At 73.9% G+C, this 14,197-nt stretch carries 12 protein-coding genes and 1 pseudogene; 5 read left to right on the top strand and 8 right to left on the bottom strand.

Annotated features, from left to right (window positions below; genetic code table 11):
• Window positions 1-140: 140 nt before the first annotated feature.
• From ACFQ6N_RS35080 to ACFQ6N_RS35065, 4 genes are all read right to left on the bottom strand, one after another.
• Entirely contained in the window at window positions 141-1,253 is a 1,113-nt protein-coding gene (locus ACFQ6N_RS35080; RefSeq protein ID WP_380657926.1) for a methyltransferase domain-containing protein, read from the bottom strand.
• 387 nt (window positions 1,254-1,640) lie between these two features.
• Entirely contained in the window at window positions 1,641-2,489 is an 849-nt protein-coding gene (locus ACFQ6N_RS35075) for a helix-turn-helix domain-containing protein (RefSeq protein WP_380657924.1), read from the bottom strand.
• 144 nt (window positions 2,490-2,633) lie between these two features.
• A complete protein-coding gene (locus ACFQ6N_RS35070) occupies window positions 2,634-3,059 on the bottom strand; it encodes a hypothetical protein (protein ID WP_380657922.1) in 426 nt (141 codons plus the stop codon).
• Window positions 3,060-3,197: 138 nt separating this feature from the next.
• Window positions 3,198-4,436, bottom strand: coding sequence for an RNA-guided endonuclease InsQ/TnpB family protein (locus ACFQ6N_RS35065; protein ID WP_380657932.1), 1,239 nt, complete (start codon window positions 4,434-4,436; stop codon window positions 3,198-3,200).
• Window positions 4,437-4,462: 26 nt separating this feature from the next.
• Between ACFQ6N_RS35065 and tnpA the strand changes: the two are divergent.
• The 4 genes and pseudogenes from tnpA to ACFQ6N_RS35045 form a co-directional block, all read left to right on the top strand.
• Window positions 4,463-4,901: pseudogene (gene tnpA, locus ACFQ6N_RS35060) on the top strand (IS200/IS605 family transposase); the annotation flags it as partial.
• Window positions 4,902-5,384: 483 nt separating this feature from the next.
• Entirely contained in the window at window positions 5,385-6,131 is a 747-nt protein-coding gene (locus ACFQ6N_RS35055; RefSeq protein ID WP_380657921.1) for a helix-turn-helix domain-containing protein, read from the top strand.
• Window positions 6,132-6,276: 145 nt separating this feature from the next.
• The gene (locus tag ACFQ6N_RS35050) at window positions 6,277-7,365 is read left to right on the top strand and encodes a trypsin-like serine peptidase (protein WP_380657919.1); all 1,089 of its coding nucleotides are present in this window, start codon (window positions 6,277-6,279) and stop codon (window positions 7,363-7,365) included.
• Between the two features lie 154 nt (window positions 7,366-7,519).
• On the top strand, window positions 7,520-8,569 hold the full coding sequence (locus ACFQ6N_RS35045) for a trypsin-like serine peptidase (RefSeq protein WP_380657917.1): 1,050 nt from the start codon (window positions 7,520-7,522) through the stop codon (window positions 8,567-8,569).
• A gap of 75 nt (window positions 8,570-8,644) precedes the next feature.
• On the opposite strand, the gene ACFQ6N_RS35040 is transcribed toward ACFQ6N_RS35045, so the two are convergent.
• From ACFQ6N_RS35040 to ACFQ6N_RS35025, 4 genes are all read right to left on the bottom strand, one after another.
• On the bottom strand, window positions 8,645-9,418 hold the full coding sequence (locus tag ACFQ6N_RS35040; RefSeq protein ID WP_380657916.1) for a hypothetical protein: 774 nt from the start codon (window positions 9,416-9,418) through the stop codon (window positions 8,645-8,647).
• 104 nt (window positions 9,419-9,522) lie between these two features.
• Window positions 9,523-9,963 (bottom strand): glutaredoxin domain-containing protein, encoded by a 441-nt coding sequence (locus tag ACFQ6N_RS35035; protein ID WP_380657915.1) that lies wholly within the window; start codon window positions 9,961-9,963, stop codon window positions 9,523-9,525.
• A gap of 169 nt (window positions 9,964-10,132) precedes the next feature.
• Entirely contained in the window at window positions 10,133-12,490 is a 2,358-nt protein-coding gene (locus ACFQ6N_RS35030) for an LPXTG cell wall anchor domain-containing protein (protein ID WP_380657913.1), read from the bottom strand.
• Between the two features lie 145 nt (window positions 12,491-12,635).
• Window positions 12,636-13,580, bottom strand: coding sequence for an NADP-dependent oxidoreductase (locus ACFQ6N_RS35025; RefSeq protein ID WP_380657930.1), 945 nt, complete (start codon window positions 13,578-13,580; stop codon window positions 12,636-12,638).
• Between the two features lie 116 nt (window positions 13,581-13,696).
• Here ACFQ6N_RS35025 and ACFQ6N_RS35020 point away from each other — a divergent pair, with 116 nt between their 5' ends.
• Entirely contained in the window at window positions 13,697-14,104 is a 408-nt protein-coding gene (locus ACFQ6N_RS35020; RefSeq protein WP_380657912.1) for a winged helix-turn-helix transcriptional regulator, read from the top strand.
• Window positions 14,105-14,197: the final 93 nt, after the last annotated feature.

Here is a 14,197-nt window from a genome sequence, read left to right as displayed (position 1 = left end):
GCCCCCCGCGCGTGCCGCCGCCCCCCGCCGCCGCGCCGGGCGAGCGCACCCCCCAATGGGCCCCGGCCGCCCGCGAGGACGACTGACCCCGCGAGGACGGCCGGCCCGGCGGCGGCTTGCACCGGCAGTACCCGGGCCCGCTACCTGATCGGGTTGTCCGGGCTGTCCAGCCAGACGGCCTGCTCGCCGTCTGCGGTCACGGTGACCCCGAAGCGGGTCAGCTCGGGCTTGCCCTCCTCCAGCCACCACAGGCGGGCCCGCGTGATCTCGTCCCAGAGCCGACGTGGACCGGCCTGGTGCACCGCGCCTTCGTCGTCCCACTCCTTGTACCGGACGGAGGCCCAGGAGCCCCGGCCGTCGGTCAGTTGCATTCGGTAGGTCGGCGCGGGGTCCTGCTCGTCCCACGTGTGCATGTAGCGCGCTCCCGGCGTCAGCAGGCCGATGGCGAACGCGGCGTGCACGGTCTCGTTGGCGAGCTCCGGGTCCATGCGTGACGCGCCCCTGGAGTCCGGGGCCGTCTCGGGGCGGGCCGCCTCCTGTGGGCGCTGAGCGCGGACCCACATGAAGCTGACGTTCTCCACGAACCGGCCGTGCGACGGCCCGCCCGCCTCGCCGACCTCCAGCCGCAGCAGGCCCGCGTTGGCGTACGGCGTACCCCACGGGGTCACGATCACCCCGCCGGGGCGGGTCTGCTCGATCCACGCGCGCGGTACCCGCTGGACAGCGGCCGTCGAGTGGATGCGGTCGAACGGGGCGGACAGCGGCCAACCGGCGAGGCCGTCACCGATGACGCTCACGGGCTCGAACCCCGCTGCCGACAGGCTCTTCCGGGCGGCGTGGCCGACGGCGGGGTCTACCTCGATCGTCGTCACGTCGGACTCGCCGAGCCGGGCGGAGAGCAGGGCGGCCGTCCACCCTGTCCCCGTGCCCACGTCCATGACCGTGTGCCCCTCGGCCACGTGCAGGTGGCCGAGCATGCCCGCGACCAGGGCGGGCAGGGAGGCCGAGGACGTGGGTACCCCGGGCCCGTCCGGAATGCCGTCGTCAAGCTGTGTGACGACGACTCCGTTGGCGTTGGCCAGCATCTCCCAACGGTTTCGCTCGTCGGCCTTGCGGAGCCGTCGGAAGCCGTTGGGGCTGTCCTCGTCCGGGGCCCACACCTCGTCAGGGATGAAGGCGGAGCGCGGGGCGCGCTCGAACGCGCCCCGCCACTCCTCGCCCAGGTCGCCGGCTTCGGTCAGCTGTGCGAGCAACTGTGCTTAGTTGTCCATCAGTTGCAGCGGCTCACTTGCCCGGGGCCGGGGGGACCGGCTTGTTCCACTGGCCGTCCGACTCCTTCGGGCTCTGGCCCTTGTCCCCGCTCGAACCGCCCTTGCCGTCTCCGTGCTTGCCCATGGGTGGGTTCTCCTCTCCGTCGATGGTGCGGGTCAGTTGGTGTGCATCGGGGGTCGCGCGCGCAGTTCGGGTGCGGGGCGGGTGGCCCCATCCGAGGGCATCGGGCCGGGGCCCGGCGGCCTGTCGGGCCCGGGCGTCGGAGTGCTCATCCGCCGTCTCCCTCCACTCGGTTCAAGTGGCTACGGGACAGACGGTAGGGAGGCAGTCTCGGTCGGTGCCACAACCTTGCACCGTCTTGCACGGATTCACCCGAGCGCGTCTACTGCCTCTCGGATCAGGGCCCTTGCGGCACGGCCGTACACGGCCATGCCCGCCAGGATTCCGAACGCTTTGGCGTACGTCGCGATCTCGCCCGGCGTCGAGATGGCGATGGCCGCCGAGAGCAGCTCGGCCTCCACCAGCCGGTCATCGAACATGTAGAAGGCTTCGAGCGGCCACATCGCGCGTTTCGTGCCGAAGGGGATGACCCCGAGGCTCACCCGAGGGAGAGCCATCACGTCCATCAGATAACCGAGTTGGTCCCGCATCTCGTCCCGATCGCCGAAGGGGTACCGCAGCACGGTCTCCTCAAGCACCAGCGCGAACGTCCGGTTTCCCTCGTGCAGGTACCGGCCGCGCGCGAGCCGGGATTTCACGGCGTCGCTCACGTCGTCGGGTGTGCCCTGAAACTCCGTGATGGCGGTCATCAGGTCGCGGGCGTACCCGCGTTGCTGGACCATCCCGGGCATCACGTTCGAGCAGTACACGCGGAACTGGCGCGTCTGCTCGAAGAGGGCGATGACTTCCTCCTGGACGCGCTTCATGCCATCGCGGTGGAGCTGCTTCCACTCCGTGTACATCCGGTCGGCTTGACGATTGGCGGCGACCAGGTCGGCGGCCTGGTCCTCTGCACCGCAGGCCGCGCACCAGGCCCGGATGTCGGAGTCCGAAGGCGGAGTCCTGGCGTTCGCGATGCGCGACACCTTGGACTCGCTCCAGCCGGTCCGGACGGCCAGATCGCGCCCCTTGAGTCCCGCGTCCTGCCGGAGGTCTCCAAGCCTCTTGGCGATGGCCTCTCGGGCCTTCTGGGCGCTGGATGAAGGAGACAGGGACATGATCCGGCCATCCGATGAGACGTGGTCAGGCAGAGTGGAACACGATCTCTCGGTTGTCCTCGTCCAGCCACACGGTGGGAGAGCCCTCCTTGCCTGCGTCCGGGTCGATACCGACGAACCGTAGTGCCATGACCACCCCTCCTGTCACATCGCTTGCGCGATCTTGCATGACACTTTGACGTGAGTACCAGGATTCCCCTTTGGAGCCGCGTTGTCCGGCGTTTTCACATCCGAGGAACAGCCGGCGAAGATCCTCGGGTCAGGCCTGTGCCGACAGCGGGCCGAGTGCGCGCGGTAGGTGCCGCCCTGGCGCGCCCACCGGCCGGAGGTCTCGGTGGCCCAGGCGCGCAGCCGTCCGCGCTCGCGCCACCAGTCGCGCACCAGCTCGGCGGTCCAGTGCTCGTCGCCGTCCATCGCGAAGCCGCCGTGGCCGAAGAAGCAGCCCTCCAGCAGGTCGCGGGTCTGCTCGGGGGTGACGGGCTGGCGGTAGACGAACTCGCACCCGCTCAGGGGCCCGTGGTCGTCGTCGTAGGCGAGGTGGAAGGGCGCGTCGTGGCGACCCATCTGCATGCTGTCGGTGTCGGCGCCGTAGAACGGGCCGGGGACGTTGCGCCAGTTGCGCTCGGCCCACCGGCCCTGGAACTGGTCCAGCCGCGGCTGTTCGGCGACCAGCCGGCGGGCGGTGGGCAGCGGGTCCCATTGACATCCTCAACCGGCCTGAAGGCCGGTGATTCCCTCCACGCCGCGCGTGGAACACGCGGCGTCCGGGTGGGTTCCTGCTTCACCGCGCGGTGCCGGGACGAGTCCCGGTCTTGTCTGCGCTCCACAGGCTGAGACCGCAAGTCCTGCGGCCTTGGCTATGTTCCGGGCGGCGTTCACGTCCCTGTCGTGGACGGTCCCGCAGTCCCCGCATGTCCACTCACGGACGTGCAGGGGCTTGGGGCCGTCCTTGATCCCGCAGTGCGAGCAGACCTGAGAGGTCGGCTCGAACCGTCCGATGCGGATGAACTCGCGCCCCGCCCGGCCGGCCTTGTACTCCAGCATGTCCAGGAACGCGGACCATCCGGCGTCGTACACCGACTTGGCGAGGCGCGTGCGCGCGAGTCCCCTGACCGACAGTGTCTCGACCGCGAGCGCTTGGTTCTCGCGCACGAGGGAAGTCGAGAGCCGGTGGTGGAACTCGCGCCGGGCGTCGGCCACGCGGGCATGTGCCCGTGCGACCTTGACCCGCTGCTTGTCGCGGTTGCTGCTGCCCTCGGCCTTGCGGGACAGGGCCTGCTGCGCGCGCTTGAGTTTCTTCTCGGCACGGCGCAGGAACTTCGGTGAGTCGATCTTCCGGCCGTCGGACAGGACCGCGAAGTGCGTCAGCCCCAGGTCGACACCCACCGCCCGGTCTGTCTCAGGCAGCAAGTCGGGGCCGGTCTCCACGACGAAGCTCGCGAAGTACCTTCCGGCGGCGTCCTTGACCACGGTCACGGTGGACGGGGTGGACGGCAGCGTACGGGACCAGCGGACCGGCACGGGGCCGATCTTCGGCAGGTCCAGCTTGCCGCCCGGTGTGATCGACCACCGGGCGTTCGCGGTGAACCGCACCGCCTGCCGGTTGTCCTTGCGGGACTTGAACCGGGGCGGTTTGATCTTCGGACCCTTGCGGGTGCCCTTGAGGGAGGCGAAGAAGTTTCCGTACGCGGTCTCCAGATCCCGCAGGGACTGTTGCAGCACCACGGCGGACACCTCGCCCAACCAGGCGCGTTCCGGGGTCTTCTTCGCCTCCGTCAGCCGCTTGGACAGTTCGGCGGCCTTCGGGAACGGCAGCCCCGCGGCTCGCGCGTCCTCACGATCCCGAAGGGCATCGTTGAAGACAGCGCGGGCGCACCCGAACGCCTTGGCCAGAGAAGAACGCTGACTGGCCGTCGGGTACAGGCGGAAGCTGTACCGAAGCTGCACGATCGACACAGTACTACCGTTGGTTTATGGCTGAGCATCAGGAGATCCGTACAGGCAGGCACTGCGCATTCGTGCTTCACGCGCACTTGGTTTCGTGACGAAATTCCGGCACAAGGTGTTCAGCGACGCCCGTCTTCGACGGATGGAGGAGATCATGCGGGCGGTCGCCGAAGACTTCGAATGCGAGATCGTGGAGTTCAACGGCGAGAACAACCACGTCCACCTTCCGGTGAACTTCCCCCCGAAGGTCGCCCTGTCCAAGCCGGTCAACAGCCTCAAAGGCGTCAGCTCACGCCGGATGCGCCCGGGGGCACCTCCCGGCCGGAGGCTGGGGGAGAGTATCCCGAACTGGCCCGCCACTACTGGCGCGCACAGAAGCCGTGGTCCGGCTCGTACTTCGCGGGGTCGGTCGGCGGAGCACCGATCAGCGTGCTCCGCCAGTACATCGAGCAGCAGAACCACCCGGCCTGGAACCCGCACGGAGCGCACTCCGGCGCTCCGCGCCTACGGGCCAAGGATTCGCTTCACCACCGGGCTGAAGCCCGATGCACCGCGAATAGTCTCGGTAGCGGAGGGGGCCGTGGGGGCCGAGGGGGTCGTCCACCGGCGGGGCTCCGTTCGTTCGCGCGGGTTCGTTCGCGCGGGTTCGTTCGTGCGGTATCGGTTGCGGTCCGACAGTGATACCAGAGGACCGGCCCGCCCCACCGCCCGCCCCCGTGTTTCCGACAGTGGAAACGCTACGTTGCTTTCCGTGGAACGGAAGCGCGACCGCTGCGTCAGGCCGCTTGATGCACAGGTGGCATGGGGGAGCCGTCGCGGCGGTGCCGGCTGCCGCGCAACGCCATGAGACCTGTTCATTGCAATGGCCGGGACGCGGGCGCTAGGGTGGGGCGCCAGGGGCGGCCACGGGCCGCCCGCACGCCGACAGGGACCACCGAGGAGACCGCGATGCCGGGAGGCAGGCTCAGCCAGCAGGAGCGCCAGCAGATCGCGCTGGGGCTCGCCGACGGCCTCGCCTACGCCGAGATCGCCCGGCGCCTGGAACGCCCCACCTCCACCGTCACCCGCGAGGTGATGCGCAACGGCGGCCCCACCGCCTACCGCGCCGACCTGGCCCACCGCGCCACCGAGCGCCGCGCCCGCCGCCGCCCCGCCGCCTCCCCCCACGGGCCCGCCGCGCCCGGGCCCGGCGGCCGCGACAGCGAGGCCGTGGCCGACTACGAGGAGACGCTCACCACCGTCCTCATGGGCTCGGGCCTGTCCCGGATGGCCGCCCGGGTGCTGACCTGCCTGTTCACCACCGACGCGGGCAGCCTCACCGCCGCCGAACTCGCCCGCCGCCTCCAGGTCAGCCCGGCCTCCATCTCCAAGGCCATCGCCTTCCTGGAGAGCCAGAGCCTGGTGCGCCGCGAACGCGACGACCGCCGCCGCGACCGCTACATCGTCGACGACGAGCTCTTCTTCCAGGCCACCGTCGCCAGCGCCCGCGCCAACGAGCAGCTCGTCGCCACCGCCCGCCAGGGCGCCGCCCTCCTCGGCGCCGGCAGCCCCGCCGCCCACCGCCTGGAGAACGTCGCCCGCTTCCTCGACTTCATCGGCGAGAGCATGATCCGCGCCGCCGAACAGGCCCGCGAGATCCTCCACACCAAGCCCGCCCCCGCCGCCGTCCCCGCCCCCGCCGAGGACGGGGCCTGAGGCAGCCCGGGGCAGCCGCCCGCGGCCGCCGCCGATACGGGGACGAGACGCTTCCTACCGGTTTTACACAACCCTGACGTTTCCGACGGACGGCCGAGACAAGGTCCAGACGGGAACCTGATGTCCGGCTCCTACGGTGCCGTACATGCCACGTACACAGCGCCGCACCGCCGGCCACACCCGAGCACGTACCCGGGCGCGGGCCCGGTCCGCCCTGGCCGCAGCCGTGTTGACGGCGGGTCTGGCCCTGGCCCCGGCCGCTCCCGCGGGCGCCGCAGAGGCCCCGGGCGCCCCGGCCGCCGCCCGTCAGGCGGTCGTCCACCCGGAAGCGGTCACCGCCGCGCAGCAGCAGGCCGTCCTGGACTACTGGACCCCCGAGCGGATCGCCGCCCTGACCACGCCGTCCTCCGCCAACCCGCCCAAGAGCGCCCCCGACGGCGCCCCGTGGACCGGCGGCGACGCCCTCGCCAGGACGGTGGGCAGGCTCTTCTTCACCAACCACGGCGAGGACGAGAGCTGCACCGCGACCGTCGTGGACAGCGCCAACCGCAGCACCGTCGTCACCGCCGCGCACTGCGTCAACAGCCCCGACCTGCTGGGCGACAACAACGAGTGGCTGGCCAACGAGATGTTCGTCCCGGGCTACCGCGACGGTCTCGCGCCGTACGGCAGGTTCGTCGCCCGTGCCGGGGTCGCCGACGCGACCTGGCTCCTCAACGACGAGCAGAACGGGCTGAAGTACGACGCGTACGACCAGGCGTTCCTGGTCCTGAACACCGACGCCGCGGGCAGGCGCGTCCAGGACGTCGTCGGCGCCCAGCGCATCGGCTTCGACCGGCCGGGCGGCACACCGGTCCACCAGTTCGGCTACCCGCGCGAGTCCTCGGGCGACCCCGCCCGCGCGGGCCTGCCCGAGTACACCGGGGCCAGGCTCGCCCAGTGCGCGGGCCGCACCCGGGAGAACCCCGGCACCGCGGAGCACCCGGAGCCCCGGGGCCAGTGGGGCGCGCCCTGCGTGATGGGCGGCGGCTCCAGCGGCGGCCCGCGCATCGCCGACCTCGACCCGTCCACCGGGACCGGCACCGTGGTGGGCGACGACACCCAGGGCGCCTACCTCGACCCCGCCGGCCGGGCCTGCGAGCGCGGCACCCCCGGCTGCACCCGGCACCTGGTCGGCCCGCAGTTCACCTCCGCGATCACCAAGCCGCTGTACCGGGCCGCCGAGCGCGCCTGAACCGCCGGACGCCCCGCGACACCGGACGCCGCCGCAGCGGCCGCGCCCGCCACACCGGACGCCGCCGCAGCGGACCGCGCCCGCAACACCCGCAACTCCCGCGCCCGCAACGCCCGTACCCGCAACTCCCGTACCCGACCCGAGAACGGAAACGATGTCAGCCACCCGCCGCCCGTCCCTCCGTAAGCCCGCCGCCGCCGCAGCCCTGCTGCTGAGCGCGGCCGCCACCGCCGTGCTGCTGCCGGGCACGGCCCTGGCCGCCGGACAGGACGCCGTCACCACCCACGCCGGCGCCACCACCCGCCAGGAGCAGGCCCGGATCGACACCTACTGGACCCCCGACCGGATGAAGCTGGCCGGCGCCATGGTCCCCGAGATCACCCCCGTGCCCGAGGACGACGCCACGCCCGACGACCCGCGGCCGCTGCCCCCGAACACGCCCGACCCCGGGGCGACCTGGACGCACGGCGGGGCCGTGACCAGGAGCGTGGGCCGGCTCTTCTTCACCTTCGACGACGGCTACGACGGCAGCTGCACCGCGACCGTCGTCGACGGCGCGAACCGCAGCACCCTCGTCACGGCGGCGCACTGCCTGCGGGGCGTCGGGGCTCCCGCCACCGACGCGACCTGGCACCACAACCTCTACTTCGTGCCCGGCTACCGCAACGGCACCAAGCCGCTCGGCGGCTTCAGCATCAGGAGCATGGCCACCTCCTCGCGCTGGGACGCCCCCGAGGGCACGACCACCTCCGACGCCGTGGCCGTCGCCGGCTTCGACACGGGCGTCCTGGTGGCGAACCCCTCGCCCGAGGGGCGGCGGATCGCGGACGTCACCGGGAGCCAGCGGATCGCGTTCACCAAGCCCGTCCAGGACGAGTTCGTCCACACCTTCGGCTACCCGAAGGACCGGCTCAACAACCCGGACGCGAAGTACGCCGGATCACGCATGATCCACTGCGCCGGACCGGCCGCGCCCGGCCCCAAGGCCCCCCTGCTGTGGGGCGAGGGCTGCGACATGTCCCACGGGGCGAGCGGCGGCCCCCACCTCGCCCGCTTCGACACCCGCACCGGCACCGGCACCGTCGTGGGCGTCACCACCACCGCCGACGACCTCGCGGGCGGCCCGGCCCCCACGCTCTACGCCACCCGCCTGGGCGACAGCGCCCACCGCCTCTACGACTGGGCGCAGACCCGCCCGTCCTGACCCCCGGCCCCGCCGGGCACCCCACCGGGCTGCGTACCGTACGCCGCCCGCCCGGCGGGGCGCCCGGCGGGCGGCTCACGTCGCGCCGGGCAGGTGACGGGCCGCCACCAGGTCGGCGATCGTGCGCAGCCGGGCGAAGTAGGCGGCGCAGTACTCCTCGCCGAGCCGCGGCACGACCGTCTCCAGGCCGGCGATGCACCCCCACAGCGCGGCCACGCCGCTCCCGTCGAGGCCGCCGTCCAGCTCCCGTTGCACGAGGCCGGCGACGTCGGCGTCCAGCACGATCAGGTCAGCGCCGTCCACGTCCACCCCGCGAAAGCTCGCCGGGAACGGCGCCTCTCGGTGCTCCTCCCACAGCAGGGCCAGCCGCTCCCGGGGCCCGGCCGGACCGGGCCGCGCCGGCGGCGGCCCCAGGACCAGGGCGACGGTCTCGAACACGGCGCGCAGCAGGTCCACGGCCCGCAGCGGATTGACGGCGGCACTGGTCGCGGCGCCCCGCGCGAGCCGCTCGCGCAGCACCAGGGCGCGCTCCAACTCGCCCGCGAGGAAGGCCGGGAGGAGCCCCGTGGCGGCGGCCCGCCCGAGCAGTTCCCGCAGCGGGGTGTCCTCGGTGGCGGCCAGCCGCCCGGCGAGGACCTGCTCCGCGGCCGACAGGGCGTGCGTCACGGCGGCGGTGGCGAACTCGTAGCGGTAGTAGGAGTGCCGGATCAGCTCGCGGGAGGTCTCCAGCACGCTCATCACGGCCATCGGCGCGCCCTCGGGCAGCACCAGGTCGGCGACCAGGGCGTGCATGCCCGCGTAGTCGGGCACGACGGTGCGCACCCGCAGGTCCGGAACGGGAGTGTCCATCCCCGCAGTCTCGCCGCCCGGCACCCGCCGTGCCAGCGGTTTCGCGAACCGGCCCCCGCCGCCCGCCCGTCACGGCCGCGAGGACGCCGCGGCCCGCTCCGCGCTCACTCGGCCCGGGAGAGCTGCCCGCGCACCCACTCGACCGAAGGGTTGGTGTGCGCCCGGCCGGCCACCACCACCGTCGGCACGGTCTCGTCGCCCCCGTTCGCCGCCCGCACCACGGCCGCGGCCCGCGGATCGCGCCAGATGTCGACCCAGTGCACCCGGGCGGCGTCGCGCCCCAGCCGAAACCGCAGCCGCAGGCAGTACTTGCAGCCCGGCCGCCAGAACACCACCGGCCGCCCGTCGGCGGCGCTGCGGCGCTGCGCCTCGTGGGCGTCGAGGGGTGCGGGGAAGGGCAGCGGCGAGTGGAGGGCGGCGAGGACGGCGAACGCGAGCAGCAGTCCCGCGCCCGTTCCCGGGCGGCCCAGGAGGAGCGGCCCGGCGGCGAGGGCCGAGCCGCACAGCAGGAACAGCAGCGACAGGGTCCACCGGCGGAGCGTCATGGTGGTGCAGGCTACCGGCCGCCCCGGCGGGGACGCACCCGGCGCCCCGGCGCCCCGCTGCCCCTGTGCCTGCGGGCCCCGGTAGCACGGGGCCGCGCCCACGCGGGGGCGTGGGCGCGGCCGTGGTGTCCCGCCGTCAGGGCGGGGGCGGGGCGGCTCGCCGGGTCGGTCAGCGGGTGCGGCGGGTCCGGATCAGCAGGAGCACGCCCGCCGCGACGGCGGCGAGTGCGGCGAGCCCGACGAGGGGCAGCAGCCGGGCCGCGTCGCTGCCGGTCTCGGGGAGCTTCCCGCCGTGGCCGGGCGGGGGAGCGTGGGTCGGGCCGGTGGTCGGCCCGGGCGAGGGTGCCGGGCTCGTGGTCGGGCTGGGGCTCGGGCTGGGCGAGGACGTCGGGCTCGGGCTCGGGCTCGGCGAGGGGCTGGGGCTGGGGACGGTGACGGGGACCTCGGCGCGGCAGCGCGCGTCGGTGGAGCCGGGACGGCAGTTGTTGGCGTAGGTGTCGGAGGTGACGGTGTTGCGCAGGACCGCGTCGGCGGCGAGCGGGGAGCGCACGGTGACGGAGTAGCCGATGGTGGCGGTGGCCCCGACGGGCAGGTCCCCGGTCCAGGTCAGGGCGGTGCCGGTGGACTGCACCCGGCCGCGGTCCGCGGTGGCGTCGTTGTTGTACGTGGCGGTGGCCAGCACGCCGGACAGGTCGTCGGTGAGGGTGGTGCCGGGGGCGTCGGTCCGGCTGGTGTTGGTGACCTGGATCCGGTAGCGGACGGTGTCGCCGGGCTTGGCGGTGGTGGGGTCGGCGGTCTTGACGACGGTGTAGCCGGGCACCGCGGCCACGGTGTTGCGCACGGTGTTGCTGGTGCGTTCCTGGGTCCGCTGGGTCTGGCTGCCCCGGAAGCGCAGGGTGGCGGTGTCGTCGACGTGGGTGCCGACGGCGGTCGACGCGTCGACGGTGACCTGGAAGGCGACGTTCGCCTCGGCGCCCGGGGGCAGGTCGGGGACGGCGCAGGTGACGGTCTGTCCGCTCGCCTGGCAGGCGGGGTTGGACGCGGGGACGAAGGTGGTGCCGGCCGGGATGGTGTCGGTCACGGTGACGCCGGTGGCGGTGTCGAGGTCGGTGGAGCTGCCGTCCTGGCGGCGGTTGGCGACGGTGAAGGTGTAGGTGACGCTCTCCCCGGGGCCGACCAGGCCGGGCGGGTTGTCGTCGGTGCTGCCGGGCGGGGTGTTGGCCTTGGTGATCCGCAGGTCGGGTTCGAGGGCGTCCAGGGCCAGCCAGGCGGCCTGCGGTTCCAGGGCGTCGCCGGCGCCGCTGATGCGGACCAGGGCCTGCTCGCTGCCGGCCGGGATCTTGCCGGTGACGTCGATCATCCGGGCGTCGTAGCCGTAGTTGTTGACCGGGTCGGGGTCGCGGGTGGTGATGTTGGTGCCGGTCCCGTCGGTGGCGACGTGGTCGATGCGGCTGGTGAACGCGTTGTCCGTGCCGACCCCGGTGGGGCCGGGCATCGGCAGCAGTGTCAGGTCGGTCGGGGTGGAGCCGACGGCCAGGCTGTCCCCGGCGATCGGGGCGTCGCCGTCGCCCACGGTGATCCCCATGGTGGCCCGGGGGGCGGTGGTGGCGGGGGTGCGGATGCCGCCGAGGGTGAGCGTGGTCGTGTTGTCGGGGTCGCGCAGCAGCTGGTAGCCGTCCCACACCTGGAGGTAGCGCAGCGGCTCGGCGGCCGCCTCGTAGGCGACCACCAGCGACCAGCCGCCCCAGCAGCCCACGTTGTTGCCGCCGAAGTTCTGCGCGGAGGAACGGCCGCTGCACGCCTGGATGTCGGCGACGGTGTAGCTGCCCGGCCCGGCCGCCCGCACCTGCGCCGTCACGTCCTTGACCGCCCCGCCGGCCAGCAGCGGCTCCGGCGGGGTTCCGCCGACCATCTGGTCGAACCAGTCGTAGGTGTCCGCGGTCACCTGCTGGTACCCGCTCGCGCCCGGGACCTTCCAGGAGACCTGGTTGCCCTTGGTGATGTCGCCGGACGTGCCGTTGGTGCTGGTCCCGGTCGGATTGAACTGCCAGTACAGGCGGGCCGACAGGACGTTCGCCCCGGCCGGCAGCAGAAGCTGGGCGGAGGAGGCGTTGGGGCCCGGCGCGTTCGGGTCGGTCTTGACGAACTTGGTGCGGCCGTTGTTGGAGCCCTCGGTGTCCGAGCAGACCGTGCCGTCGCTGTCGTCGCAGGTCAGCACCGAGTTGGAGGCCATCGTGAGGTTGCCGTGCGCCAGCAGGTCGACGACCGGGTCGGGGCCGATGGGCCGTTGCGTCCCGGCTCCGCGCGGCTTCGCCTGGGCGGTGTGCGGCAGCGCGCGGGCGGTCCCGGCCCTGGCCCCGGTGCCGGTGCCGGACTCCGCCGCCGGGGCGTGGCCGCTGCGCGGCGCCGTCCCCGGGGTCAGCGGCGGTGCCAGCGCGGCGGCGCCCGCGCCGAGCACCACCGCGAGCAGGGCGGACAGCAGGTGCGGCGGACGCGGCCGCTGTCGCGGCCGTCGGGCAGGGGACACGGGAACCTCGCGGTCGGCAGGCGGCATGGACAACACAACCTCGTACCTGTTCCCGCGGGGGCCGAAGCCTGCCGGTCGCCGCCTTCACCCGCCCGGGCCAGCACCGGTGGCCGCGCCGCCCGGGGTGTGGGCGGCAAGGGCCGGCCTACGCCCCGGGCAGCAGGACCAGCCGCCCCCGCAGGCCGCCCGCCGCCAGGCGTTCGTGCGCCCGGCGGGCGTGCGCGAGGGGGAGGGTGTCCGCGACGCGCAGGGTCAGGCGGCCCTCGCCGGCGAGGGCGGCCAGGCCGGCCAGGGCGGGGCCGTCGGCGGTGATCCACACATGGGCGACGCGGATGCCGCGCAGCCCGACCGGCGCGCTGCCGGCCGCGAGGACCACGAACGCCCCGCGTCCGCGCACCGCGCCCAGCGCCCGTACGCCCAGCAGGGCGGCGTCCACCGCGCCGTCGACGCCGCCGGGGACCAGCTCCCGTACGGCCGCCGCCACGTCGGGCGCCGTGCGCGGGACGAACCACTCGGCGCCCAGCGCGCGGACCGCTTCCTCGTCGCCGGCGCCCGCCAGGGCCACCACCCGCAGGCCGCGCAGGGCCGCGAGCTCGACGGTGAAGCCGCCGACCGCGCCCGCCGCGCCGGTGACCAGGACGGTGGCGCCCGCGGGCAGGTCCAGCAGGTCAAGGGCCTGGAGGGCGGTGAGGCCGTTGAGCGGCAGGGTGGCGGCGGCCGCGAACGGGACGCCCGCCGGGACGGGGGCGAGGGCGTCCGCGTCCAGGACGGCGTAGTCGGCGTACGCGCCGAGGTCCGCGTCCAGGCGGTCGCGCAGGCCCGCCACCCGCTGTCCGGGCGCGAACCCGGTCGTGCCGGGCCCGGTGGCGTCGACCGTTCCGGCCAGCTCCCAGCCGATGCCGGTCACCGCCCGGGGCGCCATCAGCCCGGCCGAGGCGAGCGCCCCGGAGCGGGTGGCCGCGTCCACCGGGTTGACCCCGGCCGCCGCCACCCGCACCCGCACCTGCCCGGGCCCCGGCCGCGGCAGCGCCACCCGCACCGGCTCCAGCACCTCGGGACCGCCGAACTCCCGTACCACCACGGCACGCACCACGCACACTCCTCGGAAACGTCCAGCTCGCGACGCCTCCCACGCTAAGGACGGCTACCCTCCACGGGGAAGGACGCACCCGCAGGTGCGTACCGCACGGCAAGGAGAGTGAGCCCGTGGCTCCCACCACGACCGCCGCCCAGCGCCGCGCCGCCGAGGCGGCCGGCTTCGACGCCTACCTCGCCGAGTGCCCGGCCCGCCAACTCCTCGACCGGATCGGGGACAAGTGGACGAGCCTGGTCGTCAACGCCCTCGCCGACGGCCCGCAGCGCTACAGCGACCTGCGCCGGCGCCTGGCCGGAGTGAGCGAGAAGATGCTCACCCAGACCCTGCGCGCCCTGGAACGCGACGGCCTGCTCACCCGCACCGTCACCGGCGGCGTCCCCTCCCGGGTCGACTACGCGCTCACCGGGCTGGGGCGGGAACTGCTGCCGCTGATGCGGTCGATCAAGGCGTGGGCGGAGTCCCACATGCCGCAGGTGCTGCGGGCGCGCTCCGCCTACGACGACGGGCGCGACACGTAGGAGAGGGGGGCCGACGGCGTGCAACTGGCCTGCCGTCGGCGGAGATTGGGGGCGCCGGGGCCGAAACCCCGGCGGGCCGCCCCTCGTTGTCCC

Source organism: Kitasatospora sp. NPDC056446 (assembly GCF_042796115.1).
Taxonomy (GTDB): domain Bacteria; phylum Actinomycetota; class Actinomycetes; order Streptomycetales; family Streptomycetaceae; genus Kitasatospora.
The sequence above is the reverse complement of the archived record's forward strand: the minus strand, read 5'-3'. Positions and strand labels throughout refer to the sequence as shown.

What these genes read in the sequence shown, in the direction of transcription:
- ACFQ6N_RS35075 (WP_380657924.1), bottom strand. Translation starts at nt 2,489, where the DNA reads ATGTCCCTGTCTCCTTCATCCAGCGCCCAGAAGGCCCGAGAGGCCATC.
- ACFQ6N_RS35070 (WP_380657922.1), bottom strand. Translation starts at nt 3,059, where the DNA reads ATGCAGATGGGTCGCCACGACGCGCCCTTCCACCTCGCCTACGACGAC.
- ACFQ6N_RS35055 (WP_380657921.1), top strand. Translation starts at nt 5,385, where the DNA reads ATGCCGGGAGGCAGGCTCAGCCAGCAGGAGCGCCAGCAGATCGCGCTG.
- ACFQ6N_RS35050 (WP_380657919.1), top strand. Translation starts at nt 6,277, where the DNA reads ATGCCACGTACACAGCGCCGCACCGCCGGCCACACCCGAGCACGTACC.
- ACFQ6N_RS35045 (WP_380657917.1), top strand. Translation starts at nt 7,520, where the DNA reads ATGTCAGCCACCCGCCGCCCGTCCCTCCGTAAGCCCGCCGCCGCCGCA.
- ACFQ6N_RS35040 (WP_380657916.1), bottom strand. Translation starts at nt 9,418, where the DNA reads ATGGACACTCCCGTTCCGGACCTGCGGGTGCGCACCGTCGTGCCCGAC.
- ACFQ6N_RS35035 (WP_380657915.1), bottom strand. Translation starts at nt 9,963, where the DNA reads ATGACGCTCCGCCGGTGGACCCTGTCGCTGCTGTTCCTGCTGTGCGGC.